Annotated in this window: 26 protein-coding genes and 2 pseudogenes; 14 read left to right on the forward strand and 14 right to left on the reverse strand. The window is 42.5% G+C overall.

The window, feature by feature from the left end; all coding sequences use genetic code 11:
* Positions 1–3: 3 nt before the first annotated feature.
* The gene (locus BLO31_RS07010; RefSeq protein WP_070963897.1) at positions 4–726 is read right to left on the reverse strand and encodes an IclR family transcriptional regulator; all 723 of its coding nucleotides are present in this window, start codon (positions 724–726) and stop codon (positions 4–6) included.
* An 803-nt stretch (positions 727–1,529) separates the two neighbouring features.
* Here BLO31_RS07010 and BLO31_RS07015 point away from each other — a divergent pair.
* On the forward strand, positions 1,530–2,315 hold the full coding sequence (locus BLO31_RS07015; RefSeq protein ID WP_084659637.1) for a hypothetical protein: 786 nt from the start codon (positions 1,530–1,532) through the stop codon (positions 2,313–2,315).
* A 451-nt stretch (positions 2,316–2,766) separates the two neighbouring features.
* On the opposite strand, the gene BLO31_RS07020 is transcribed toward BLO31_RS07015, so the two are convergent.
* From BLO31_RS07020 to BLO31_RS07035, 4 genes are all read right to left on the reverse strand, one after another.
* On the reverse strand, positions 2,767–3,630 hold the full coding sequence (locus BLO31_RS07020; RefSeq protein ID WP_070963902.1) for a hypothetical protein: 864 nt from the start codon (positions 3,628–3,630) through the stop codon (positions 2,767–2,769).
* A gap of 113 nt (positions 3,631–3,743) precedes the next feature.
* Positions 3,744–4,268, reverse strand: a complete 525-nt coding sequence (locus BLO31_RS07025; protein WP_245688411.1) for a hypothetical protein — start codon at positions 4,266–4,268, stop codon at positions 3,744–3,746.
* A gap of 226 nt (positions 4,269–4,494) precedes the next feature.
* Entirely contained in the window at positions 4,495–4,980 is a 486-nt protein-coding gene (locus tag BLO31_RS07030; protein WP_070963906.1) for a hypothetical protein, read from the reverse strand.
* Between the two features lie 154 nt (positions 4,981–5,134).
* Entirely contained in the window at positions 5,135–5,665 is a 531-nt protein-coding gene (locus tag BLO31_RS07035) for an MltR family transcriptional regulator (protein WP_070963908.1), read from the reverse strand.
* 332 nt (positions 5,666–5,997) lie between these two features.
* Here BLO31_RS07035 and BLO31_RS07040 point away from each other — a divergent pair, with 332 nt between their 5' ends.
* The 5 genes from BLO31_RS07040 (at position 5,998) to BLO31_RS07050 (ending at position 10,324) form a co-directional block, all read left to right on the forward strand.
* Positions 5,998–6,882, forward strand: coding sequence for a helix-turn-helix transcriptional regulator (locus BLO31_RS07040; protein ID WP_070963910.1), 885 nt, complete (start codon positions 5,998–6,000; stop codon positions 6,880–6,882).
* Between the two features lie 113 nt (positions 6,883–6,995).
* The gene (locus BLO31_RS25005) at positions 6,996–7,250 is read left to right on the forward strand and encodes a hypothetical protein (RefSeq protein ID WP_342668972.1); all 255 of its coding nucleotides are present in this window, start codon (positions 6,996–6,998) and stop codon (positions 7,248–7,250) included.
* Positions 7,223–7,861, forward strand: a complete 639-nt coding sequence (locus tag BLO31_RS25010) for an ABC transporter transmembrane domain-containing protein (protein ID WP_342668973.1) — start codon at positions 7,223–7,225, stop codon at positions 7,859–7,861. Before BLO31_RS25005 ends, BLO31_RS25010 begins: the two co-directional genes overlap by 28 nt.
* A gap of 47 nt (positions 7,862–7,908) precedes the next feature.
* Positions 7,909–8,646, forward strand: coding sequence for an ATP-binding cassette domain-containing protein (locus BLO31_RS25015; RefSeq protein ID WP_342668974.1), 738 nt, complete (start codon positions 7,909–7,911; stop codon positions 8,644–8,646).
* Positions 8,639–10,324, forward strand: coding sequence for an ABC transporter ATP-binding protein (locus tag BLO31_RS07050; protein ID WP_070963912.1), 1,686 nt, complete (start codon positions 8,639–8,641; stop codon positions 10,322–10,324). Before BLO31_RS25015 ends, BLO31_RS07050 begins: the two co-directional genes overlap by 8 nt.
* A 40-nt stretch (positions 10,325–10,364) precedes the next feature.
* On the opposite strand, the pseudogene BLO31_RS07055 reads toward BLO31_RS07050, so the two are convergent.
* From BLO31_RS07055 to BLO31_RS07065, 3 genes and pseudogenes are all read right to left on the reverse strand, one after another.
* Positions 10,365–11,595 (reverse strand): annotated as a pseudogene (locus BLO31_RS07055) (quaternary amine ABC transporter ATP-binding protein).
* Positions 11,588–12,487, reverse strand: coding sequence for an ABC transporter permease (locus tag BLO31_RS07060; RefSeq protein WP_070963914.1), 900 nt, complete (start codon positions 12,485–12,487; stop codon positions 11,588–11,590). The pseudogene BLO31_RS07055 and the gene BLO31_RS07060 overlap by 8 nt, the downstream one beginning before the upstream one ends.
* Positions 12,488–12,567: 80 nt before the next feature.
* On the reverse strand, positions 12,568–13,557 hold the full coding sequence (locus tag BLO31_RS07065; protein WP_070963917.1) for an ABC transporter substrate-binding protein: 990 nt from the start codon (positions 13,555–13,557) through the stop codon (positions 12,568–12,570).
* A 473-nt stretch (positions 13,558–14,030) separates the two neighbouring features.
* Here BLO31_RS07065 and BLO31_RS07070 point away from each other — a divergent pair, with 473 nt between their 5' ends.
* Both BLO31_RS07070 and BLO31_RS07075 read left to right on the forward strand, forming a co-directional pair.
* Positions 14,031–14,702 (forward strand): hypothetical protein, encoded by a 672-nt coding sequence (locus BLO31_RS07070; protein WP_070963919.1) that lies wholly within the window; start codon positions 14,031–14,033, stop codon positions 14,700–14,702.
* A 168-nt stretch (positions 14,703–14,870) separates the two neighbouring features.
* Positions 14,871–15,479, forward strand: coding sequence for a class I SAM-dependent methyltransferase (locus BLO31_RS07075; protein WP_070963922.1), 609 nt, complete (start codon positions 14,871–14,873; stop codon positions 15,477–15,479).
* Positions 15,480–15,667: 188 nt separating this feature from the next.
* Here the strand turns inward: BLO31_RS07075 and BLO31_RS07080 are convergent, their stop codons facing one another.
* A complete protein-coding gene (locus tag BLO31_RS07080; RefSeq protein ID WP_070963924.1) occupies positions 15,668–16,375 on the reverse strand; it encodes a helix-turn-helix transcriptional regulator in 708 nt (235 codons plus the stop codon).
* Positions 16,376–16,675: 300 nt separating this feature from the next.
* Here BLO31_RS07080 and BLO31_RS07085 point away from each other — a divergent pair, with 300 nt between their 5' ends.
* A complete protein-coding gene (locus BLO31_RS07085) occupies positions 16,676–17,323 on the forward strand; it encodes an HAD-IA family hydrolase (RefSeq protein WP_070963926.1) in 648 nt (215 codons plus the stop codon).
* A gap of 795 nt (positions 17,324–18,118) precedes the next feature.
* Here the strand turns inward: BLO31_RS07085 and BLO31_RS07090 are convergent.
* From BLO31_RS07090 to BLO31_RS23015, 3 genes and pseudogenes are all read right to left on the reverse strand, one after another.
* Positions 18,119–18,538, reverse strand: a complete 420-nt coding sequence (locus BLO31_RS07090; protein WP_070963929.1) for a hypothetical protein — start codon at positions 18,536–18,538, stop codon at positions 18,119–18,121.
* Positions 18,513–18,749 carry a hypothetical protein gene (locus BLO31_RS07095; RefSeq protein WP_070963931.1) on the reverse strand — a complete coding sequence of 79 codons (237 nt, stop codon included), beginning with the start codon at positions 18,747–18,749 and terminating at the stop codon, positions 18,513–18,515. Before BLO31_RS07095 ends, BLO31_RS07090 begins: the two co-directional genes overlap by 26 nt.
* Positions 18,750–19,488: 739 nt before the next feature.
* Positions 19,489–19,789: pseudogene (locus BLO31_RS23015) on the reverse strand (type II toxin-antitoxin system RelE/ParE family toxin).
* A 132-nt stretch (positions 19,790–19,921) separates the two neighbouring features.
* Here BLO31_RS23015 and BLO31_RS07100 point away from each other — a divergent pair.
* Both BLO31_RS07100 and BLO31_RS07105 read left to right on the forward strand, forming a co-directional pair.
* A complete protein-coding gene (locus BLO31_RS07100; RefSeq protein ID WP_175443181.1) occupies positions 19,922–20,407 on the forward strand; it encodes a DUF3015 family protein in 486 nt (161 codons plus the stop codon).
* The gene (locus tag BLO31_RS07105) at positions 20,392–22,263 is read left to right on the forward strand and encodes an Lnb N-terminal periplasmic domain-containing protein (RefSeq protein ID WP_139158954.1); all 1,872 of its coding nucleotides are present in this window, start codon (positions 20,392–20,394) and stop codon (positions 22,261–22,263) included. Before BLO31_RS07100 ends, BLO31_RS07105 begins: the two co-directional genes overlap by 16 nt.
* 167 nt (positions 22,264–22,430) lie before the next feature.
* Here the strand turns inward: BLO31_RS07105 and BLO31_RS07110 are convergent, their stop codons facing one another.
* Positions 22,431–23,156, reverse strand: a complete 726-nt coding sequence (locus BLO31_RS07110) for a riboflavin synthase (RefSeq protein WP_070963935.1) — start codon at positions 23,154–23,156, stop codon at positions 22,431–22,433.
* A gap of 231 nt (positions 23,157–23,387) precedes the next feature.
* The gene (locus tag BLO31_RS07115; RefSeq protein ID WP_070963937.1) at positions 23,388–23,825 is read right to left on the reverse strand and encodes a MarR family winged helix-turn-helix transcriptional regulator; all 438 of its coding nucleotides are present in this window, start codon (positions 23,823–23,825) and stop codon (positions 23,388–23,390) included.
* A gap of 88 nt (positions 23,826–23,913) precedes the next feature.
* On the opposite strand from BLO31_RS07115, the gene BLO31_RS07120 reads away from it, so the two are divergent.
* The 3 genes from BLO31_RS07120 to BLO31_RS07130 are packed head-to-tail and all read left to right on the forward strand — an operon-like array spanning position 23,914 to position 25,223.
* A complete protein-coding gene (locus tag BLO31_RS07120; protein ID WP_070963939.1) occupies positions 23,914–24,360 on the forward strand; it encodes a hypothetical protein in 447 nt (148 codons plus the stop codon).
* Positions 24,357–24,677 carry a c-type cytochrome gene (locus BLO31_RS07125; protein ID WP_070963941.1) on the forward strand — a complete coding sequence of 107 codons (321 nt, stop codon included), beginning with the start codon at positions 24,357–24,359 and terminating at the stop codon, positions 24,675–24,677. The genes BLO31_RS07120 and BLO31_RS07125 overlap by 4 nt, the downstream gene beginning before the upstream one ends.
* Positions 24,678–24,698: 21 nt before the next feature.
* Positions 24,699–25,223 carry a cytochrome b gene (locus tag BLO31_RS07130; protein WP_070963943.1) on the forward strand — a complete coding sequence of 175 codons (525 nt, stop codon included), beginning with the start codon at positions 24,699–24,701 and terminating at the stop codon, positions 25,221–25,223.

Here is a 25,223-nt window from a genome sequence, read left to right on the forward strand (position 1 = left end):
TGATTAAAGTTTATCTGATATTTTTTTACTGTAGCTTTGAATGATCGGTATTAATTCATTCATTCTTTGGTCATTCATATAATCTTTTATACTGGTCACTGAAATTGCAGCAATAATATTTCCATTTTTATTGCGAATAGGGGCTGCAACACATCTAACTAAGTCATCGTTATCTTCTAAATCAAAGCTATAATCATCTTTAGCATATTGCTCCATACGACTCATCATATGTTCGATATCTAGTTCAGTTTGGGTACTGATGAGCCTTTGCCATTCCATTTTGGGCATATCTAACATTAAGGCTTTCCCTACTCCGGTTGAGGCAAGCGGTAATCTGTCACCTACTTGAGAGCGCATCTGAACATGGCGTTGTCCGGGGATCTTGTCTAGGTAAAAAATCTCATCTTCATCTTTAATTCCCAAATGCACGGTGTCCAGAGTAAGTAGCGCAAGCTCTCTAATATACGGCTTAGCAATCTCTTTTAGTGGCATGTCTGCTTGAGCTCGAATGCCTAAGTGAATCATCTTGGTACCGAGAACTAAGCCAATCCCTTTAACTTCTCGGATATACCGCGCTTCAATTAACCCTTGCAAAATACGATGAACTGTAGACTTAGGTAGTCCCAATTGTTCGCAGATATCCTTTAAGTTGCGGTTCCCATCGGCGATCGAATCGATGACGTCAAATGCTTTGGCTAATGCCTGGTTACCTTGTAATTTGCTCATAAAATGACCTCATTTTGATACTGAAAATATACATGCCACCAAAAAGAGATAATGTGATATCGGTCATCATTCCAATATGCGAAACAACAGTCCCACATAATGGAACTTTAAGAGTAATTAGCGTTTCACTGAGTCATAGAAAACAACTGGTTTTTTCTATTAGAAACCTACACGAATTATTGGGAGGGACTTCTAGGCACATGATTGAAAAAATTAAGAAATGACTTTTAAGGTAAAGCGTTTCATGAGTAACAAGTACTCTGAATACTTTTAGAACATTCAACATAAAGTGAATTTGATGATGAAAATCGTGGGGGTAGCTTTTGTCCATAATGTGCAAGCCCTGGGTTTGCACCAACATTAGAAAAACTTGGGCAAGTTCTGGCGATATTTATTGGTCGAAAATATCACCGATTCACAAACGGGCAATTCTAAGTTAGGGGTTAACCTAAATTAACCGTTTATGAATGACAGTAAGTTCTAGAAAGTCGATTCAAGTTCGCGCATATCGCCCGGATATCAAGGCAATGAAGCAATATCTGTTGCCTGAACTTAAAGAGGTTTCGGTGAACTAAACAATCTTTAAGTTCGGATTACATCGCGGTTAGTCTAACTACGACATAGTCGGTTGGTCATTAGTCCGTCAGTTTTCTTTAGTAATCACACTAAAACCAGTCATGGAAGGGCAGAAGGAGTTTTAAAGTAAAGTTTGAAAGGAGAGTCGTTTTATTTCCAATCTTTAATATAGGATTGTTTATTTAAAAGATCTTAATGACTTACGCTCAATAATACTAAAGTGAATTATGAAAAAGACTAAAAGAAATGCCACTCTCATTTCTATTATCATCGTGATTTTAATTATGATGAGCCAAAGAAGTACGAAACCAAAATTCGATTTCCCAGAGTGTGAGGAAGAAATAAGTGTTAATTCTAATATTACTTTCTATATTGATGATAATATTAGTAATGGGAGAGAGTTAATAGGAAGGTTGCAAGAAGCGGTCAAAATGTCAAATACGATACTGTCAAACTCATGCATCCCCATAACTCGAGTGTTCAAAGAGAGCAATTCTGTATCAATATCTCATGACATTATGTCTATCTCCGCTATGCATTCAGACCTAAAGCAAACAATCGGTTCTTCGAAGATAAACTCGTTTTTAGACGACCCAAAAGAGCAGTATGTTTTGGTTTTAAGTGATAACCATCCATTGATCATCGAAGAAGAGATTAGTGGAATGACAATGGTCAATCTGAACGACAGCTTTGTTCTCCTTGCTGAAAGCTTCCCTATTACCGTGTTAGAACACGAGCTCGGACATTTAGGGTGGGCAATGCATGAGCGGCCTAAATCTGAAAGTGGAAACTTTTGGATTATTGAACAGGTCTTTGCCGAAAATAGAAGCAAAGTAAAACCTTATTCTGGCGCTTTTCATTGTTCTAATTACGGCACCGTCATGAGTTACTCTGAAAAGGTTGTCCCCGCTTATTCAAGCCCACACGTCAGCAATAATGGTGAGCCATGCGGTAATGAAGAGTATGCGGACAATGCCAGAGTTATGCGAGAGTATGCGAAAACTTTGCAATGAGGCGCCATACTGAGTAGTTGTAATTGAGAAGCTATACGTGATGAGTTTACTAAGCACTTTTCCTTTGTACTTCCTGAGATTAAAAATCAGAAATTTAAAGCCATTACCTAAATTAATAAGGTGTATTTACTCGTAAGTTAAAGGTGTTTTTCCCGTTAAGATTGGTGGTAGGGTATGGCATTATTAATCGACTGATCATGACAGAACTAAAAAAAGAGAAAATGGACATTTTCGGAGAGCAATGGTGACGACCATTGGTCGTACCGAGTCATGTGTACCGACTCATCTGCTAGCTGATATCTATGGTGGCTGAGGGTGACTTAGCAGCACAGACGGTTCCTTGTGTCACCAATCTTCTGGACAGAAATCATTTACCTGTACCGCTCTAAACGACTTATGACTGTTTAAATAAGTATCTTGTAGCCATAAAAGCTTATATGTTCGTATCCAATTATGCCTTAGATTTTAAGATAGCCTGTGCGATTGGACTATTAGCTAGCTTTTCTGGTTGCTGTTCGTTTAAGTTCTTTTTAATGATATCCGATTGTCTTCCACTTATACTTTCACGGCTATTTATCGCCTTACGAGCGCCATTAATCATACGGTGGAGAACATAGTCATTTAACTCAATTGAACTAGGTTTTAGGATTCCACCTCGATGATTCACGCGACAGCTACGCCAGCCTTTCTGGCTTTGTATATACACAGGGCAAAGAACTAAAAACTTAAGAAATTTTATATAAATAAATATGGCTATATCGTTTGCCACTACATCATATTCAATAGCTCTAGTGGCATACAAATTAAACTCAGATTCTTTGATGCCCCCTACATACCCAGAATGTGACTCCGCTGTATCCAATAAAACTAGAAACTGACGCTGTTCTTTGGGATGAGGGTTATTGCCCAAAAGGTAATTGGCTAGATTATCTAGCGCTTTAGACACATATGGAACTTGATTTTCATCTATGTTTTCCAGCCTATCTTGTGTATATGCGAGCTTTAAACAGCGAAATGACAATGAGGCTAAAAATTTTGATAAATCAGAATTGTATGAGAATTGTGATTTTTCACCTTTCTCATATGGATAGAAAATATTGTTCGCAAAAGAGGTTTCCCATCGACTGAATAAATCTTCACATTCACCGCAAAGGAATGGAACTTTCTCTCCGTCTTGGATTATACGATTGGGATTTGACGTTGATCGGATGTTGCCTGTAGGGGAGCTTTTTTTCAGATATCGAAAAAAGAACTTAGGTAGTATATGACTAAGCTCTAGTTTTGCTTCACTACCACATAGTGCACACTTATTCATTATCTATCCTCTACGCACCGCACATAACGCTACTTAGGTCGTAAGAAACTCTACCACCGCAGTTGTAACCACTAAAAATTCCCAAGCGTTGCGAATCACTGTTGAATTGCTTGCTATATTTCAATTTCAATCACCTCACTGCGCTTGATTTTCATGTATTTACCTGACAGGAGTACATGAAGATTTTGGCACAAGAGTTCATACTCCGACTTGCGCTCGAACATAAGGTTTACGCGACGATCGAAAGACCAGTAGACATGATTGTTGTCTCTTTCTAAATATTCAATAACTTCGCACCGAATTTTTTCGCAGTAACGGAGCTCTTTATAGAACTCTGTAATAGCTTCATATAACTGCAGATCTAAAGACGCTATATCCCTGATATATGATTCATAGCGTTTTGTTGAAAATTTGGGGAATGGCATGTGAAGTACACCATATTCTCCGGTTTCCCCGATAAAGATATTAGCCATATCGTTTCCATAACGATCGGTTTTTACGTTCTTCTGTACTGGTATATTATCTTCACCGACTTTCAGCGCTTTATCTACTTTAGTCAAGATAGAGTACAAAGCATCCAGCGCATAATAGTTGTCTTTTAACTCTTCAGATACCAACATCTTAAGAGTTGCAAGCATGCGTTTTCTTTCTCGATACCTCTTTGTTAAGTCGAGAATTTCACGAGTACAAAACAGTATCAATGTAACCACTACAGTGATCGGCAAATACGTAGATATCAAGCTTTTTCCTCATAGAAACATAACAGTCTGTTAATGTGCGAGCAGCGGAATATAATATTTCCGCATACAACCAAAATCATTAAACTAGCGCATGATAAAAACGTCACGCGTTGCGAGTCCCGTATTAAAGCGTTTGTAATATTTCATTTTCAACATAGCTGGGGACATCAAATATTTTTCCACCTTGTGAAAAGTGGTGGTCAAATGCGTAAGCCAGTTTCTCAAGTGGAGCCTCATCGTAGGTGAAACTTTGAACTTCTGATATGTAGCGTTGCAAAAAGCCAGTAGTACCAAGAGTCCTCCATTGAGCAACATGCACCAATTCATGGAAATGTAAACGTAAGTTCTGAGCAACACTTGGTACTATATAATAAGTGTTTTTGTATGTAATACCTTGAACTTCCATATCGAGAAAGTCGCCTAAACCAGTTTGGCGTAGTTCCGAAAGTTCTGGCTTTGGGATGCTATCAACGATCACAAAATATGAGTTAGATAAAAACTCTTCAGAGTAGAAACCAGCGAAATCTCGTGCAAACAGCGCGCAACTTTTTCGATGACAAGAAAACTTTTCGTTTGTTAGATCAATCCATTCTTCGATTCTATTTAGCACGATGAACTCCAATAAAATATAACGCTAAACTAATCTATGATCACCACACATGCTGAAATTGAATACTGCGCCGAAAACACTACATTCAACCAAAAGTGAGAATGCCAAGCGTGTTGAATAACTCTTTAATCTCTTATACGGGAACTGATCACACCTATAGGTTAAACTCGATGCCAGATCTACCGCCAAAAGGAAATATACCTTCAGGTGACTGCCTTCTTCCTTCTTTTTTGAGACGAGCTTGTTCTGTAACTAGATGCCAAAGTACACCACGAACCCCCGAAAAAAACATTCCTCTGGGAGATTCTGGATCATTATCTCCCGGCTCACCAACCCATTGAGGTATTTCAAGTGAACTGGCTAACCCGGAAACTTTAGGTTCTGAAAAATCAATTCTTAAATGCGAATGAGCAAATTTGTTCCGTATTTTCTGGATTAATCTAATGTCTAAATATGTTGTCTTATCAATTAACCCTATGACATAAGCTATCTGGTTCCTTACACCTAAAGCCCCTAGTGCGCCAGTGGATGAGAAAAGAGACTTTGTTTCTTTAGGAGCAACAATAAAATAAGATTCCAATAGCTCCTTTAGTTGTTGGTCTATGATCGCAGCTCCTGATATTGAGAGAGAACGATCCGATTCATTTCTTTCCTGTTCCCAAAATTCAATTATTGATGGTGCCATATTTTCTCCATTTTTTATGTGTCTTAGGCGACTAGTTGTCGCTTTTCATCCATAAATAATGCAGGCTATCTCATATTTGTTCAATTAACGATCAATAAATTAGGCTGTAAAGTACCACCTAATAACGATAATACTAATTTATCAATTCGTTCAGATAATCTTGAGTAGAGTAAGCTTAGGCTAACAAGGTATGAACGAGTAAAAGCAGTAACAAGAAAAAGGTCAAAGTACGCACAAGCAATCAAGTTGCTTTTCTTTACTCTCTGTTATTATTGATAATAGTTATCAGTTATGAGATCTTATTGTCCTCTTTTTTATAGGCAGTTAGTTTCATGATCGATATTGTAGAGCGTCTAACATCTTATGATTCGATAAAAGGTCGATTTGATTCTGTTGACCTCGACGGCGTTGGTCAGGCCTACATTATGAACTGCACATCAGAAGAGACCATTCACTTTTGCGATGTTGCCCCTGAGGGGCTTTACATTACGCTAATGGGAAAAAATAGCGCCTATAGCGCTTCATACCCCGAATTGCCTGCAAGTCGTTACGCCTTTCGTTGTATTGCATCCTTAGTACCAAAGCAGATAGACAAGGAAGAGACCGTCTTGCCCAAAGGCGGTCATGTGCAAGTGATTCGGATGCATTTTCCGATTCAACACAATATCGCTATCGCAATGTCCCCTTATGATGACGACGAATTTTTCAAACCTTTTGAGATGTATGCCTCCGGTTGGCAAATGCCTTTGTCTGGCGAACTACTGAAAGTCGCTCAGTCGGTTTGGGAGTGTGATTTTGAAGGGCAAGCTCGTCAGTTGTGGATGCAGGGCAAAGTACGAGAGTTACTTGCGCTTTTGATGGTGAGAAAACCCACTCAAACCCTTGCGGATAGAGCCTGTGCATTGATAGAGCAAAAGCCCAATGAAAACTGGAGTATCAGTTCACTTTCGCGAGCGTTAGCGACCAACGATTGTTACCTTAAACAAGCTTTTCGTCAGCAGTTCAATATGGGAGTAGCAAGTTGGATACAAGCCTATCGGGTGCAACTTGCCAAAGAGAAATTGTCTCAGCCGAACAAACCTATAACGCAAATTGCATTGGATTTGGGCTATCAAAACAGTAGCTACTTTGCCAAAGTGTTTAAGCAACATGTAGGAGAAACCCCCAAGTCCTACAGAAACCGTCAATTTTCCCGATCTGAGCATTTAAATTCCTAATAGTGACGGTTATCAAAGCAGGGTCAAAATATAAATAGCCACCTAATATTCAGGTGGCTTATTTGTTTGCATTAACGCTTCAAGCTCACTTGGGTACAGCAAAGGAGTTATCTATGTACCTAAATGAATCCATGGGACGCGGTGAAGCATTAAAATCTATGCTGTCGACTGAACGCCCACGCATGTTTCTTTCCATTTTTTCCGCTCTACTATGTACTGTAGTGGAGATTGTCCCTTGGGTGAGTTTGTATCTCGGGGCAAATGCGCTTTATGCTGGTGAACCTATTTATCAATATCTGTTAGCCATGACGTTTGCATGGTACTTAGATATCTGTTGTACATGTTTGCAGTGTGGCAGGCGCACTTAGTCGCCTACCATGTCATCCAAAAAGTTCGGCAGTTTATTGTTAATGCACTAGCCCGTATGCCTAGTGAAAAACTGCATCGCTTCCATCGCGCCGATTTAGAAAAACGGGTTTCTGATGATTGTCAAAAGTTGGAACCGCTGATCGCTCACCACGGCACAGATATCATCAATGGCCTGATACTCCCATTCTTAATGATCGGCCTGCTGTTTTTCATTGATTGGCGCTTGGCTGTAGTGGCTTTGATCCCTTTGCCTTTGGCAGGAACCATTCAGTTCTTGATGATGCGTGGCTTTGGAGAACGTCATACCAAGTATGAAAAGATCGTCTCGAAAATGCATCAAGCTCAGCTTGAGTTTCTACGCAGTATCGGTGTGATGAAACTGTACGCTGTAGACGCAGACTCTTACCAGCAGTTGCGATCCACCATGCGAAGCCATCACAAAATAGTTGGTACTTACACCGATCAAATGATTGGGGCGTGGGTGAGCTTTGTTACTTTGGCTCAAACGTCGGTTATCTTGGTTATTCCCGTTGCGGTTACCTTTGCTGCTTTAGGGATATCACCATTGTTGATCTGTCCATTGCTATTTGCGTTTGTGCTGGAATTTTAAAACCTTGGCTGGATCTTACTCAGTTGATGAGTCAAGTGCAGCAATCTATGATGGCCATTGATCGTCTTATTCCCCTGTTTAGTAGTGATACTGAAGAAAGCCAACCCGTTGAAACTCAACTCGCGGTACTCAAGTGTCAAAACCTCACCTTAATTAGAGGGGATCAAACGATTTTCAGTGGACTAAACGCAGAGTTTCTACCGGGTGAAAGGGTTGTGATTCAAGGCGCGTCTGGCAGCGGAAAAAGTTCGTTACTGATGGTGCTTTCTGGTGCTTTACGTCCGGCGCAAGGAGGATGGTTTATCAATGATCATCCCGTTGACGCTATGGACGATAAAAACCGAAGTCAATACATTGCGGTGGTGGATCAGCAGAGCAAGTTTTTTGCCGGAACCCTGCGCAGTAACCTACTTTTAGCCAAGCCCTTATGTGAAGAGAGCCTTCTTTGGCAACTGCTTGACGGCGTTGGTCTTGGGGAACTGGTTAGAACCCTTCCCAACCAACTCGATACCGATATCGGTGAAACTCGTCGATTGTTCAGCGGTGGCGAAATGCAGAGGCTTTCAATTGTGCGTGCTGCCTTGGCAAAGACACCGGTTTTAATTTTGGATGAAGTGACGGCTCACTTAGATCCAGTTTCAGAGCAGAAGGTATTGAGTGCATTGCGAACTTACGCTCCGGAGCAAATTCAGCTCATTATCAGCCATCGGGTACAAGCGGTAAAACAAGCCGATCGCCACCTTGTACTAAAAGCCGGAGAGTTGCAGGAGATCAGTCATGGATAAGTTGAACTTTTTACTCAAACACAGTGGTGCAAAGCAACAACAGTTTTGGATTGGTATGGCGGGCAAAGTCATTGTCGAGTTATTGCCACTGGTGTGCTGGGCTATGCTGTTTTTCTTTATGTTGGAAGGGGTTTTCCTTGGTTTTATAACCATGCTGCTGCTTTCGTTAGTCGTTATCGGTCTGCAGTGGTGGTTTGGCCAAAGTGCTAAACAGAGCTTTTTGGGTGCCTACGACATTACATATCATTTGCGAAATCGACTATTACTCGACGTACGTGGACAGCCACTTGCAACGTTAATGGGTAAAAGCCTCGGCGAGAAAATGAAGTTAGTGACTAGCGATCTAAAGAGCTTTGAAGAGATCTTTAGTCATCTGGTGGCGGATTTTATCGCCGCTTGGATTATTCCCGTTGCTATGTTGGTATTTTTAACGGTGTTAAACCCCGTTCTCGGAGTGGTACTTGGTGCGGTATTAGTGCTTTCATGGGTATTGCTTTTGTCTGCAGAGAAAGGGTTTTCGAAAGCCGCTACTCATCATCACAGCGTGAATCTGAGTAATACCGACAAACTACTGGAATACTTAGACTGTTTGCCAATGCTAAAAACCTTTGGTCGCAGCGACCATCTTGCTAAACCGCTAAACGACAAAATAGAAGCTTTGCGAAACAGTGGATTAGGTCTGGAATGGGCGGGAGGCACTGGTGTTATGGGAGCCACCTTTTTACTAGAGCTCAGCGTTCCTTTGGTCGCCTTTGTCGGGGCGTTAGATGTGGCTTACGGAGAGACTGCTATCGGCGAGTGGTTGGTGGCGGTGATTGCTGCCGTTCTTACCGTGCGTCCATTTGCACGCTTAGCGGTTCATTCTGCCTTGTTGCGATTTATGATGAAGTCTGCAGGGCGTTTGCATCGCCTAGCCACATCGCCTCAGCAAGTGAAACAAGGTGTGGCTCCTAAAAGCTTTGATATCGAAATTGATAACGTAAGCCTAAGCCTTGGTGGCGAGAAGGTAGTCAATCAAATTGACCTAAAAATTAAGCAAGGTGAACACGTTGCTATTACTGGCAGCAGTGGGGCGGGTAAATCAACGCTGTTACATCTTATTGCCGCGTTTCACATTCCAAGCGAAGGTCGTGTAAGGCTTGGTGGCAAGGAGCTCGACCAAGTTGGTACCGAAGAGTGGTATCGCCATATTTCGTATGTGACCCAAGACGTACAGCTGTTTGCTGGTAGCTTGAAAGACAACCTTTTGATCGCCAATAAACAGGCTAGTGAAGAAGAGCTGAACCAAGTCGTGTACCAAGCGGGGCTGGAAGATCTTGTCGCTCGACTCCCCGACGGTCTGCGCAGTGAAATTGGTGAAAACGGAAGTCAGTTATCCGGTGGAGAGAGGCAACGTTTAAGCCTTGCTCGAGCATTTCTTCACGATACCCCCGTTATTCTATTAGATGAAATTACATCGGCCTTGGATGCTGAAACACAAAACCACGTGCTGGATGCGCTAAGAGAGAGATGTATAGGTAAAACTGTGGTCACAGTAGCCCACCGCCTAGAAACCATCAAAGATATGGATCGCATCTACCACATGGACAAAGGGACCATAGTGGAATATGGGCACCACGATGAACTGTTAGAATCGAACGGTGGATACCAGAGGTTATGGCAAGCCCAAGTGGCATAAAAAAGGCCTCCCATTGGGAGGCCTTTTGCTTTTTGGGCTATTAACCCGCTTTTTTATGTTCGATATCGATGTCTGTTTCAGCGGCCTCTGTCTCTTTCGCCTCAGCGAAAATTTCAGCAACGGCTTGGCGTTCTAGTTCGCCTTTTAAGTTACCGTCATCGTCAACCACGGGCAGTGAGTACTCATAAGACATGGTTTCAGTGAGTACTTCTTCGATTACCGCATCTGGCGATACTGCTGGCAACTCTTCGTAAATATCTTCATCGAAGGCACTTTCTTGAGTGTCAGCGGCATCGATAAGGCTCTCTTTAGTGACAAGACCCTGATAGCCCTCTTCGGTTACGTGGTAAGCGTAATCTTGCTTGAGCTGCTTCATTTGGCGCAGGGCTTCTTCGATGTTGTTGGCGGTGATCCGGTAGGCTGGTGGCTGCATGACCGTTTCTACCGTTAACGCTCTCGCGCGGTTTACATCTTTTACAAAGGCTTCCACGTATTCGTCGGCAGGGTGCAGCAAAATTTCATCAGGCGTACCTTGCTGAACGAGTTTACCGTCCTTTAAGATGGCGATGCGATCACCTAGCTTAGCGCTTCATCTAAGTCATGGGTAATAAAGATGATGGTCTTGTGTAGCTTTTCTTGCAATTCAATCAGTTGATCTTGCATCTCACTGCGAATCAGCGGGTCTAGGGCAGAGAAAGCCTCATCCATCAATAACACTTCTGCATCGGTGCAAAGCGCTCTTGCAAGGCCAACTCGCTGTTGTTGCCCCCCAGAAAGTTGAGCGGGGTACTGCTTTCCGTAACCAGAAAGCCCTACGGTTTCAAGCCACTCTTCGGCTTTGGCTAAGCGAAGCTCTTTTTCGACGCCTTGAACCTCTAAACCATACGCTACGTTTTGGATAACAGTGCGATGAGGCATTAGACCAAAGCGCTGGAAAACCATCGACATTTTGCGACGGCGGAAATCTTCCAATTGCTTGGTTGTCAGTTCGGTGACATCGATACCTTCGACTTGAATAACCCTTCAGTGGGTTCGATCAGACGGTTGAAGTGACGAATAAGGGTAGACTTGCCAGAACCAGACAGTCCCATAATGACAAATATTTCGCCTTTGTTGATTTGAAGATTAATGTCTTTCAAACCAACGGTATGACCCGTTTCTTCCAGTAAGGTTTCTTTGCTTACACCCGCTTTTACTCTGTCCATTACGCTATCTGGCTTAGGACCAAATACCTTGTAGAGGCCGCGAATTTCAATTAACGCATCAGTCATGTTTCATGTCTCCAAGGTGAGCTTGTGTGCGTTTGGCATAAGCTTGCGAAGCGCGGTCGAACAAAATGGCCAGTGCGACAATCGCGAAGCCATTGAGCAATCCTAGAGTAAAGTATTGGTTGGTGATCGATTTTAGTACCGGTTGACCTAGCCCTTTAACACCGATCATCGAAGCGATAACGACCATCGACAGTGCCATCATAATGGTTTGGTTGATACCTGCCATAATAGTCGGCATTGCCAATGGTAACTGCACGCCCCACAGCCGCTGACTGCGGTTTGCACCAAAGGCGGTTGCCGCTTCCAATACTTCTTTATCGACTAAACGAATTCCGAGGTTTGTCAGGCGAATGACTGGTGGAATGGCGTAGATGACGACGGCAATCAGGCCGGGGATTTTACCAATACCGAGTAGCATGACTACTGGGATCAAGTAAACAAAGGCAGGCATGGTTTGCATCACATCTAACATTGGAGTAACGATGGATTGAACTCGATCCGATCTCGCCATAGCGATCCCGATTGGAATGCCGAGCAGGATCGACAGCATGGTGCAAACCGTGATGATACTAAGGGTGCGCATGGTGTCTTCCCACATACCGAAATAACCGATCAAGATAAGTGAAGCAAAGCACCCAACAGCGAGTTTCCATGAGCGGCTGGCGGCATAAACTAAGCCAGTGCACGCTGCCAATATAATCAGCCACGGAGTAGTAATTAACAGCTTTTCAAACCAGACCAGAAAAGAGAGAAGAGGATCAAATAAAGACTCGATCAAATCGCCGTACTCGCGAGAAAAATCGCGGTATGCGCCATCAAGGGTTTTCCTTATCGCCCGAAGATCGGAGCGTTCCATTTCAGGGAAACTGCCCCACCAACTACTATCAGACATATAAACCATTCCTTGTAGATCCGGAGCCAAATCATTGACTCCGGTAGAGTTGTGTTACTTAGAGTTTAGTTAACAAGCGATTAAAGTGCTTGTTCAACTTTTGAAGCGACGTCGGCTGGTAGCCACTGCTTCCAGATTTGAGGATGTTGCTCTAGGAAGTGATACATAGCTTCTTCACCATCGGCTTGGTTGTCTTCCATCCAAGCGAGAAGCTGGTTGAGATCCGCATTTTTCAAGCCACGCTTGGTAAAGTAGTCATACGCTTGAGGTGCTCTAGAAGCGAACTCTTCAGTTGTGATGGTGTGTACTGGCGAAGGCGGGTACATGGTCACTGCTGGCGCGTCACACTCTGCTTGAGTAATACAGTTAACAAATTCATCCTTGTTAACGCCACTGCCAAAGTCAACTTTCACCATGTTGTATTTGCCCAATACCGCAGTCGGTGCCCAGTAGTAGCCAAACCATGCTTGTTCGCGTTCGTAGGCTTTGGCGATTGAACCACTTAGGCCAGCGGCTGAGCCGGGATCAACAACAGTAAAACCGGAGTCTTCAAGTTTTAGAGCGTTGAACAAGTGACCTGCACTGATCTGACAGTTCCAACCTGCTGGGCAGCTGTAGAAAGCGCTTTTATCTGGGTCTTCTGGGTGCGTAAACATGTCAGCATGCTTTTTGATGCCTTCGATGGTGGCCATTTCAGGGTGTTTATCTACTAGATAAGCAGGGACCCAAAAACCTTCTTCACCGCCGTCGACGAGAGCATTGCCCGCGTAGCGAAGGCGTTTTTCTTGTACGCCTTTGTCCAAAGCGTCTTTCAAACTGTTACTCCAAAGTTCTGGGGCAACGTCTGGTTGTCCTTTCTCAATCATTGAGGTGCCGGTAGGCATCGTGTCGCCGGGAATAAGTTCAGCTTCACAACCATATCCGTGTTCAAGGATAAATTTGTCTATGTTGGCAATAAGGCTTGCTGAGTTCCAGTTCATATCAGCGATTGTGACCTTGCCACATTCGCTAGCGTGAGCTGATGTGGCACTGGCTGCCAACAGAAGTGCAGCGGCTAATTTGTATTTCATTGAGAAATTCCTTTTCAAAATTTGCGCGATAAGTTTAACGAAATAATGGTTAGTGCTCAAATTAATAATAGTGGAAAATTAGCAAGATACAGTTAAATTTATGCTCAAAAAGTGGTTTTTTAGCAGTATATCGCTAATTTTTTGTTCATATGAATTTATTTAGTGCAAGGTACAGATTGAATTTTATTGTTAGTGGACGAACTAATTATTAAGCCTCACGATAAAGCTTGCCATCAGTTGTTTTGACTACGAAATAAATATTGAAAAAGGGTTTACCCTTCGCGCCTCTTTTAACTCTTCTTGAACCTATGAAAAGTGTATGTAGACCCGTAGATAAGAGTTGGTTTCTTCTCTACAGGGATTAAGCATAAACTTTTGATTTATATTGAAATTGTTTGCTTTTCTGTACTAGACTATTTTTGCTGTAACTGGTTTCATAATGTGCTTTTTTAGTAGTGCAAGGTTCGTTGAAAATGAAAAAGTATATTATTTCTGTGCTTCTTTTGGCTACTCTCCTACTGGCGGCTTACCTGTCATTTGGCATTTATCGAAGCAACATACTCACTGCCAATATTGAAAGTGGTGATTATGTAGCGTGCTTTGCTGACGCTTCGGTGGAAACGAATCGCATTGATTTTTTAGAGCATCATGAGTCTTTTGATATCCGCTTTGCAGCCCATGGGAATAGAGAGTGTTATGCGCCATACTTCCCAGCAATCGAAGTGACGTCTTCTAAGGTGACGCACTGGTTACACCTTGTCGAAACGTCTGGAGATGTGCAACTGTCTGGCAAACACGCCTCTTTTGGTGATTCAGAAAAGAATTGGGTGTTTGTCGATGTTGGCAGCCAGCTAAAACGCGATCAGAGTGACCCATTTTACAGCGTTGGAACTCGCTTTCGCGACAACCCTTCTTGGACGGCGGCTCCGCATCTATCCCTCAATTGGCAAGGTAAAGTCTTTGGTCTAGCGAAAGTGGAAGATACGTTTTATCTAGTGGGCGGTGTATCGTGGGGGTTTGTTTTGCCTTCTTGGTCGCTAAAACCTTATGCCTTATACCCACGTGCACTTGATAAAAGTGAATGGACCAATATTGTGAAAGCGCTAAACAAAGAGTACCCCGAACTTCAATTTAGCGATGAATAGCCAATAAGGAGAGTCAACCCAGAAGGGTTTAGTTACGCAAAATCTCTTCAAGTCGCAGGGTTGAAAAAAATATACGAAGACGAACTATATCGGCATGTCGTCCGATAGTAATGGCTGTGTTCAAGCGCCAGCACCTTGTGAATAGTTGCCAATTTTCAGAGAGTTATCATGGATAAATCAGAACAGTTTTGGGACAAAGTTTCTAAAAAGTCTGCTATAGGCAGTAATAAACTAGAACAGATTAACGACACAATTGTCGAGAAAGCGATTATGTACTTAAAACCGAGCGACGTTGTGTTGGATTATGGATGTGGCTCAGGTTCAATCGCAAATGATATTGCATCGATTGTTGATAAAGTTGAAGGTATTGATATTTCGTCTGGAATGATTGAGGTGGCAAAGGCTAATACTGCTAAGAGCAATGTGAACTTTACACACGCAGACATCTTTACCATCGAGCGAGAGAATCAAACCTATGATGCAATCTTAGCCATCAATGTTCTTCCATATGTCGATACTCAAATGGTATTTGAAAGAGTTCACCAACTATTAAAGCCGGGTGGGTTGTTTATATCGGCAACAGGCTGTCTGGGAGAAAGAGTCTCGATATTAAGTTTGTTGGTTCCACTGGTGTCAAAAGTCGGCTTGATGCCAAAATTCAAATCATTTTCAACGCAAGGGTTAAAACAAGAAATAGAAAAATGCCGATTTGAAGTAATCAAAATCGAGAATTTAACCCGCTTGCCAGACTGTTTTATCGTCGCAAAAAAGGTGTAGATGCATATTCTAGCAATCAAGGTTAGACGCTTACATTAGGCTGCTTCGGTTTGCAGTACGTTTGTTTGGATAGCTCAGGCTCTTCCATTGCCCAAAGGGAACCTGACAATTTTAGTGCGGGTCAAGACGGATTGGCTATTCATCAGTGTTAGCGGTCGAAACGTTATACGAATACATAGTTCCAGCGCCTATTTACTGGAAAATTTGTTCCGGTACTCTTTAGGAGTTAGCCCTTTGTAATTCTTAAATAGGCGATTGAAGTTTGATGTATTGTTGTATCCCACTATTTGAGCGATGTGACTGACTTTAAAGTTAGAAGTCTCCAACAACTCGGCAGCATGGCTTAGCCTTATTTTTTTAAGCCTTTGACCGAACGTTTCACCAAAATGGCGAGTAAAAATACGATTAACCGTCCGTTCACTACAGAAAATATATTGCGACAAGTCTTGTAAGGAAATATCTTGGGCATAGTGCGTATTCAGGTATTGAGACAAGGCTTCAACCCGATCTTTATCCGATTCAAATTGAAGATGAGCAGACGAGCACAACATAACGAAGTTTTTATCTTGAGTGACGGTCGAAAAAACACGAAAAAGCACTGAAAGCTGTTCTAGGCTTGAAGTCTTGTAGTCAATCAGTGAGATGACGTTTTTCGCCGATAATGCCGTTGATTCAGAAAACTGAATGCACGATTCATCGCCTAGTATGTTGGTAAGTTTCCTCATTTCCTTGCAGTGCATCAACATATTCGACACCCACTCTTTGTCCATCCAAAGGCTATGCCGCTCTGGGGTAAGTTTTTTGTCTCTGACCCTTAAGTCTTTTAAGTCATGGGATAACTCGGGTGGTATCAAAAAAAACGAACAAGGTGCGACTTCTACATCAACACCGCCCAATCTAATTATTCCCCGGTAGTTAAAAAGGAGCAGAAATTCAAACTCTCTATGGACATGAGGTTTCAATAGTTCCGACGGCGATTCGTCTAAATGATGTCTCCAAGAGTAACCTGGGCGTATTAAACTCTTCGAAGTTATTGCTCTCATACCTTCCAACACAACACAATGATTAAGTTGGCTAAATAGTATCAGCTTGTGTCCAGATAGTGCACCTTAACAAGTCAGTTGTATCGAATAATAAACACAAGAGCTTAGCTAACCTCGAAATCACTACTCACACCGACTTTAAGAGGTTACACGATGAAAAACTATGCAAAATTCATCTTCGACATGGATGGTACATTGGTTGACTCTACCTATGCCGTTGAAAACGCATGGAGCATATGGGCGACAGAGCACCGCATCAATGTAGATACGATTTTAGCGATATCACACGGGCGTCCCTCTGATGATGTCATTAAAGAGCTAATGCCTCACCTTAGCATCGAAGAAGAAGTCGCTAAGTTGGAAGCCATAGAAATGAGCAATGTCGATTCTGTAAAGCCCGTCCGCGGAGCCATAGATTTTTTAAGTCGACTGGAAGATCACGATTGGGGAGTATATACCTCAGCGCCCAGAGAACTCGCGATTCAAAGATTAAAAGCGGCATCCATACCAGTGCCCAAGACACTGATTACCGTGGAAGATGTGCAAAAAGGCAAACCAGATCCCGAAGGTTATATTTTAGCGGCAAAACAGTTGGGGGTGTCTCCCGAGCAATGCCTAGTTTTTGAAGATGCACATGCGGGTATATTGTCTGCGATGGAGGCTGGCTGTGATGTTATCAATATTACTGCCGTCGGCCCAGAGCACCCCAGCGTTGTTAACAAAACTAATGTTTCTGTTGCAGTAGACTATCTTGACGTTTCTGTCTTACTTAACAACCAGTTGATTTCTATCGATTCTTAATGGTTTGGTTAGTGCTAATTTTCTATAAGCTGCAATGAACCCATGCGTTAGCCAAGTAGAGCTAACGCATTTGTGAAAGTTACGCATGGTGCAAATGAGCTTTATCTATGAGTCTCTTAGGTGTAAGCGTTTTTGGCCAATTTGAGTTAGGATTTATGGAGAATGGTAAGTGTTCGGATAAGATCCGTTAGGGCAAAAGGTAAACTCTGCTATCACTCAAGTATTTTTGGTTTTAAGCGCTGGTTGCATAGCATTTAGAAACCATTTGTGATGGCGAGTTCTTTTTTCAGCATCAGTTCATTCCAATCAGGAAACTTACCTAAATCAATGATACTTTTTTATTGTATTGGTTAGGTGTTCATCCGCTCCTCTTACTAATGCATCCGTATCTAACTGACCTTTCCCCCGACGTATATAGACGTACCTGTTTCGTCCGAACATTGGTTGTCGCTTGCCGCATTTAGTCGCCACCGCGCATCGTCACTCAATCGCCTACAAAGAACTATTATGGTAACCCCAGAAAAGTACGAGTTTGTCACAAGTTACTTCAGCCATTAAGCCAGAGCGAAGTATAACGGTTCACTTATTAGCTTCTTTTGTGCGGTTGTTGAGATTGAATGTGCCAACTGTAGCGAGTCTGAATAAACCTGTTTTAGCTTCATGGCTAATTTAGATATAAGATAACTGGTGTATTGGTATTCCAACTTACCTAGATGATTGTCCGGTATCGCTGGAGTAGACCGTATCGTTCTATTCATGCACTAGGCCAGTTTAATCGAGAGAACTTGATATGGGTTATGCTTTTAACTTGTATTTAATACTTCTGATAATCGGTATAAGATACTGATTTACATATGTTTTTGTTTCTAGAGCAGTGGAATCTTTCAACTGTTCATACTCTGATTCCAGTTGCGCAAGTACCTGTTGACCTTCTTCAAGGTTGTCTCGCCTATTAGATTCACCTGACTCTTTTTTCGACCGTTTTCGTATTCCAGCCCATTCCGTAGGTGATTGCGCAGGTACGAGCTCATAATTGCGATTTTTCTGCAGGTATTCTGCTTTCTTTCTTACGGTATCACCATGCTGTTGGTCATCGATACAGTGACTGTAAGCGAGCAACGCTTCGACAAAAGCTTCGCCCAGCAGTTGAACCTTGAGGGTCGACATCAGAGCGACATTTTCGGTTAAGTCAAGGTATAGCCCAATCTTTTTCAAGCCCTTTACCCTGACACCCTAGCTGAACCATTACTTCTTGCTCTGTGCCTTCAAAGTAATGTTTACGCGACTCATGACCTTTCTCATAGCGCTCTCGCTCGTAACCAACGTAGTGAATGAAATATTCACCAGTGCCTATTGCGCCCAAAAAAGCATCATCATTGTCCAGTATATCGAAGTTTATTGACGAATAAATGCAAAATAGTTTCATTGGCTTCCCTAAGTGTATCTGAGTGTTTGCTTCTGGAGCATCAAGTCGCGATGATACTTCACGTAGATCATAATGACTGGTTCCATTTCTTCTCCGATATTTGATATCGCTTTTAGCGCTGTTTTTCTAACTGAATTATCCGCGCTTAAGTAACTACCAACCGGGCAATATGGTAGAGTAGAAATTTACATATAGTTTGATGCTATTCTGGCACGTTTTGGGCAATTTATAGCGATGAATAGCCAACAATCTCTCGTCAGCCTAACGCAATTTTGTCTCATAATTGCTAGCAAAAAAGAGCCAGTACTGTTAATTCTGGCTCCAAACTAGAGAGTAAATTATGTTAAATTTTTTCTCATTTTGATGATTTACTAGGCTTTAAGCTGGAGTATTTCCTGGAGTTTTTTTATTGTCTCGTCGACGCTGATCGTGCTTTCCTGTCGATTTAGCAATTGGTTTTGGACCTGGTTTCAAACTCATAATTATATCCTCATTAAAATGATGGTTATTCCTCATTCTCGATATTTGGGTAACATTAGTGTCTTTCAAGGTGTGAATGAAAAATAAACAAAAATAATGTAAGTTTTACTCGCGGAGCCCGATTTCGGTGCATTTCCGAGCCAGAAAATGCCATGAGTAAGAATTCAAACCACGTAGTTATTGGTAAAAATTGTTTAACGGAATTTATCTAATCAACTTGCGATAAATAGGAAAAGTGGTCACGTGTTACCAAAACTTGTTACTGACTCAACAGGAATTTACACAAATCTCTTTCGACCCGCCAAACAAAAAATATACCTTGTCACCGTCTTGTTTATAAAAAATACTGCACGGGTTAACTACAACTACGCGATAACGCAAGTGCCCAAATTTTGGAGGAATACGACCCGATTGAACGACGTTCTTTAGCCATTCAACTCTTGAGCAGATCGTTTAAGTCAGCTGTTTTGCAGCCTCAATGTATCAAGTGCGATGTATTGAGCGATGTCGTTGGGGTCAGACAGAGCAGGCTCAGTCCAGATTACCCGCGCCCTAGAAATTTCTAATGTAAGATCAATGACTCGCCTTAAATAAGTTTCTTTTTACTTTTTCTCATTTACTTCTAAAGTTTAAAGCACGTGATGGATTATTAATTTGCTCTAATCTAAAAAGTTTGAACAAGGGACTCTATTGTGAAAAACAGGATTTTCGCTTTACTTTTAATAACTTTTGCTTATTTACCGCATGCCAATGCTTCTCTAGATGGTATCTATAAGGGGTGTGGTTTAGGGCATTGGGTTGCTAATGGTTACGTGAATGGTTGGCTTGCTGTCACCACCAACGTGACATGGGATTTAGGTACTACCGCATCTATCTCTTATTATTCGACCCCCGGTGCGTGCTCAGGCCCATTTTATGCGGCCGCGCAGTTTATTGACAGAACCTATCCAGAACTGGAACAAGAGACGGTACAAGGCGGCGGTGAGCATATGATTGCAATGCTGAACATCCTTGAATGTGGTCAACAAGAGCAACAGGTAGTTCGTCAAGGCATTAGAAGTGACTTTGCAAAAGTGCTGGCCAATGAAAACTATGCTGATATGCCTCATCATGAAAAGGCCGATAGCTATTACCGAATTGTGGCTAAACATGCTTTACAGCAGTGCTTGGTGTCTTAACCCGCATTAGCAAACAGGTGATGCGTTGTGGCGTGTCATCTTGTTTGGGCGTATTGCTCTTTGTAGTGCTTTTGTATTCTTGGCCAGCCTCTGGTTCCGATGCACTGAGTGCGCAACAGTGGGATCAGTGGTCCAAATTGCTGCATTTTAAAAATGGCAGCAGTACTATCTCCAGTTCGGAATTTTTCCTTTCAGAAAACGGCAGCTTTGATGCAGAAGCAGAATTGATTGCCACACTCAGCGCTTTTACTTCCCCATCGACAATGGCGCATTGCCGCTATCCTGCGCGTTACCTCTGGGTTAAAGAGAACTTCGGCTCTGATTTAGCGCTGTCATTACAAGATTGTGAAGAGTATCAACAGTGGATTCAGCACAGCAAAACTGAGTCGGTCAGCCTTGTTTATGTCACTGGGTATCTTGGAAACCCTGCCTCTTTTTTTGGTCATCTGATGATGAAATTTAACCGTCAGGGCGACAACAAGTCGGATATCGAACTGCTTGATACTGGAATTAACTTCGGGGCGAATGCGCACCCTGATGACAACCCTGTTAAGTATGTTTTATACGGTATATTTGGTGGCTACACTGCCACTTACACCACGGCCACTTACTATCTCCATACTGGCAATTATGCCGAGAATGAGCAGCGTGAGTTATGGGAGTATGAACTTAGCCTCACCAACCAAGAAGTGGCGTTGATACAGGCCCATCTGTTTGAGCTACAGGATGTCGATTTCAATTATTACTTCCTAAGCGATAACTGTTCTACCGCGTTTAAAGACATTTTGAACATTGTGCTTGATCAGCCCCTCGACACTGGAATTCAGCCATGGGACATGCCCATCGATATATTCCATGTTATTCCGAACGTTCTTCATCATGGACAACCTTTAGTTAAAAAGGTCAACCAACGTCAATCCAAATATAGTCGTATTCAAAACAAGTACCTCGCCCTCAGTGATGACGAAAAGCAGCAAGCCCTCTCCATCGCTAAAGATCTTTCTGAACTTGAGTCATTTATGCAATCTGGTGATTTCTCTGAGTATGAAAAAGCCAAGGTTCTCGATGTGTTAACTGAGTACACTGAGTTGTTGGTAGTGACCACAGATGAAACTAAAAACAACTACAAGGAACAAAAGCGTAAGTTGTTGCTGGCGAGACTAAAGTTGAACAGCTTTAATGTGGATTGGCCGAAGAGTGAAGCTAAACCTCCTCACTTGTCTCAGCTGCCGATAAATCTTGGTATAGGGTCTGGCTATAGCGACGATTACGGTGGCTATGTCAGCCTAAGGGGATTTGGTGCTTATTATGATTTTTTGTCAATTGATGCGGCACGACTGAAAGATTCCTCGCTTACGGTTATGGACACTGAATTACACATTACGAAAGATAAGCTACGCCTTAAAAAGCTGGATTTTCTTAACGTTGCTTCGCTTAACACTAATGATGTGGACTTGTTTGAAAACGATCGCTTAGCATGGCAATTCGCTCTCTCACTTGAACAGTTCAAATGCGATAATGATGAGTGCTACCGCCCATATTTCAAGGGCTATTTAGGCCTAGCAGCCCGCAGATCTAATAGCCTTACTGTCTATAGCATGATCGGCGGACAGGTCGATTTTGCCTACCTTGATGATTCCGCAATAAAGTTTCCACTTGGAGTACTCTATAGCTGGCCGGAGCACTGGAAAACACATCTGAGAATAGTGCCTTCACTTGATTTAAATGGTAGTGGTTGGGATTACCACCTATATGGGGATTCACGCTTTCATATCAGCAATGAAGCGGACATTCGCATAAGTATCGAGAAAAGCCATGACAAGTTGGTAGGGGTTTATTACAACCGATATTTTTAGTTGGGTATCTATCACTAAGCGAGCTGATGGCGGCACTTTTGCCACCAAGGACGTCGTGAGAAGCACTGCTTCTCGATCTTACCCATCCAACCGCACAGAGGCGGCAATAGAATAAGTATGGGCACGTGAAAGTCGTTTAGCTTGGTGGCTAGTTGTGGTGGTGTAGATCAGTTTTTTGGGTTCTTCGGAGCCCCAAGTGCCTGAGGTTTATAACCTAATGAATCTAAATCAACACCTTGCTCTAAAAGTAGCTTTTCAAACAATGGCAATAATTGACCTAGGTTTTCGTTTAACGTATCTCGAACCGTGTCAACGACAACTTGGGTACCACGCTCGATTTCTATGTTTATAAAGTCGCCACGGGCTTTTGATTCGAAAACCGTCATTCTGCGTGTTTCAGGAATAAGCCAAACTTCGAACCACCCTTCGTGTTTATCTACCTCAGCTACGGTTAGGCTCGCACCATTAAGAGCGATATAACCTTTAGGGAAAACGTATCTTTTCCAAGTGTCAGGGAGAGCTAAGCGAACACAATAGTTATCCTCAATTTGCGTTACTTCGAGGATAGCGGTATTAAAGTCCACATGACCAGATAGTGGGTGACCACCAATTTCTGCCCCATCTTTTGCCGCTCTCTCAGCGTTAACTAATTGGGATGAGCCGTACTTACTCAGGGTTGTGATCAAGAGGCTTTGCAACATAACGTCAAACTTTACGCGAACATCTGACTCTATTTCCGTGACAGTCAGGCACACTCCGTCAATAGCAATGCTTGCCCCAATTTCTAGATCATTACAAAACCCTTTAGGAAAATCGATGACAAAAGTTCTAATCCCTCTCTGGTCTGTCACGTCAACAATTTCTGCAACTGCCTGCACTATACCTGTAAACATCCATACTCCACTGATAGCTGCGAACCAACGCCTTGCAAATCGCGATGGTCGGTGATTTATGGTTCTATAATGAGGCTTTTCAATTTTTGAGACAACATTAAATCAATAACTTAGATATGGGTGGTGCGTTAAGATCTGCGCTGCTGCGTCACTATTGCAAATAGAGGCGTTGCCATCGAAATAGGCTGAAGACGAGTTGCCTCCAGCACGTACCTCTGTGTTGTTTACGCTCTACTTGTCAAAATAGCGCGCTATCTTACTAATGGTATTTAAGGTGATATCTAACTCTTCTCGGCTTAACTCTTTGGCCGCTTTGGCTGCCCACAATGCTTGCTTGTCGTCTAACAGATCATAAATTCGCTTGCCCTCTTTGGTTAGGACAACGTGTTTCGCTCTTTTGTGGCTAGGGTTTTCGATAAATTCCACTAATCCGTCTTTTGACATCACATCAACAATTCTCTGGCTAGCCTGTCGGCTTTGTCCCATGGCTCTGCCAATTTCAGGAACGGTCAGTAGCTCATCTGACTTTTCTATTGCTCCTAAAATTTTCCATCGAGCGCTGCTGAGATTAAATTCTTCCGACATTCGGTCGCCTTCATTGTTGAACAAACCACTGACCTTAAAGGTCTCTAGCACTATTTTGGTGAATATCTCTCCATTTGTTTCCATTAGAAATCCTCTTTTTCAATTTGACAACATATTGTCAAATGATCTAAATTGACAACATATTGTCAATGTTACTTGATAGGGTGAAATTTTGAAACAATTAATACATCGTTCTGCTTCTTTTGTTGCGACCGCCTGTATCGCGATGTTTTTCTTTTCTTCTTTACTGGCTGAACTCAGTGGTTCTGTAGAGTGGATAAAAACAGTGAAGTCTCTGATCGTTTTTCCCGGCCTTTTCATTCTCATCCCTGCGGTTGCTGCTACTGGAGCAACGGGCTTTATGTTGGCGGGGAAACGCCGCGGTAGAGTGATAGAAGCAAAGAAAAAACGCATGCCATTTGTGGCGCTCAACGGGATTTTTGTTCTTATTCCTGCGGCTTACTTTTTAAATGAATGGGCTGCAGCGGAGGCTTTTAACACAAGGTTTTATATGGTCCAAGTACTAGAGCTAACAGCGGGTCTGTTTAATCTTGTACTAATGGTTTTGAACATTAAAGACGGGCGCAAATTTACGCCAACAAGAAAGGTAATAGCATGAGAGTAGTAGAAGTTAGGGCAGCAGTATTCGCCTTAGTCGTTGGCTTTTTAAGTTTATCGGCAATGGCTGGAGAAGCCGCGTTTGAAAAAGTTTGTAGTTCCTGTCATAGCGGTGGATTTAAGGGAATGGTTACCGGTGCGCCTAATGTGAATGAGAGGGAGGAGTGGCAGTCCTTTCACGCAAGCAAAAATGAAGAGGAAATGCGACAGGTCGTTATGCAGGGATTGAACGATCACAAACCGAAAGGCGGATGCAAAAAATGTTCTGATTCAGAGATAAATGCCGCGATTGACTACGTTCTGTCGGTGACAAAGTAACTTATCAACATGGGGAATCGTATGAAAAGCTACTCTTCCACTTTAATAGTACTGCATTGGGTGTTGGCGCTGTTTGTGTTTGTTGCACTATTTATGGGTAACGACATCGCTTCACTATCGAACGAGCTTGATTTGAAAGTTGATCGCCTAGTGGTACATATGTCAGCAGGGCTTATCATGGGGTTGGCTTTTGCTGCTCGACTATTGCTTAAAAGGCGTGGAGCAAACCGCGTACCAAAAGAGAAACAGCCGTCAATGTTAATTACCTTGGCAAGCGCATACCACACCCTCTTATACGTTTTAGTATTTGGCGTTGTTATCAGTGGGGTTGTGATGGCTTTGGAAGTTGATATTTTCACCATCGTAGAGCAAGAAGCAACCATGCCAAATAACCTTTCTTTAATACTTTCCCATCAAGTGCATGGAGCATTGACTCAAGCTTTAGTTGTGGCTTCCGCCCTTCATATATTGGCCGCTTTTTATCATCAGTTTATTTTGAAAGACGGCCTACTAAAACGGATGATGATAAGCAAAAAAAGCAAGTAA

It is taken from the genome of Vibrio sonorensis, from assembly GCF_001854765.1.
In the GTDB taxonomy this organism is placed as follows: domain Bacteria; phylum Pseudomonadota; class Gammaproteobacteria; order Enterobacterales; family Vibrionaceae; genus Vibrio; species Vibrio sonorensis.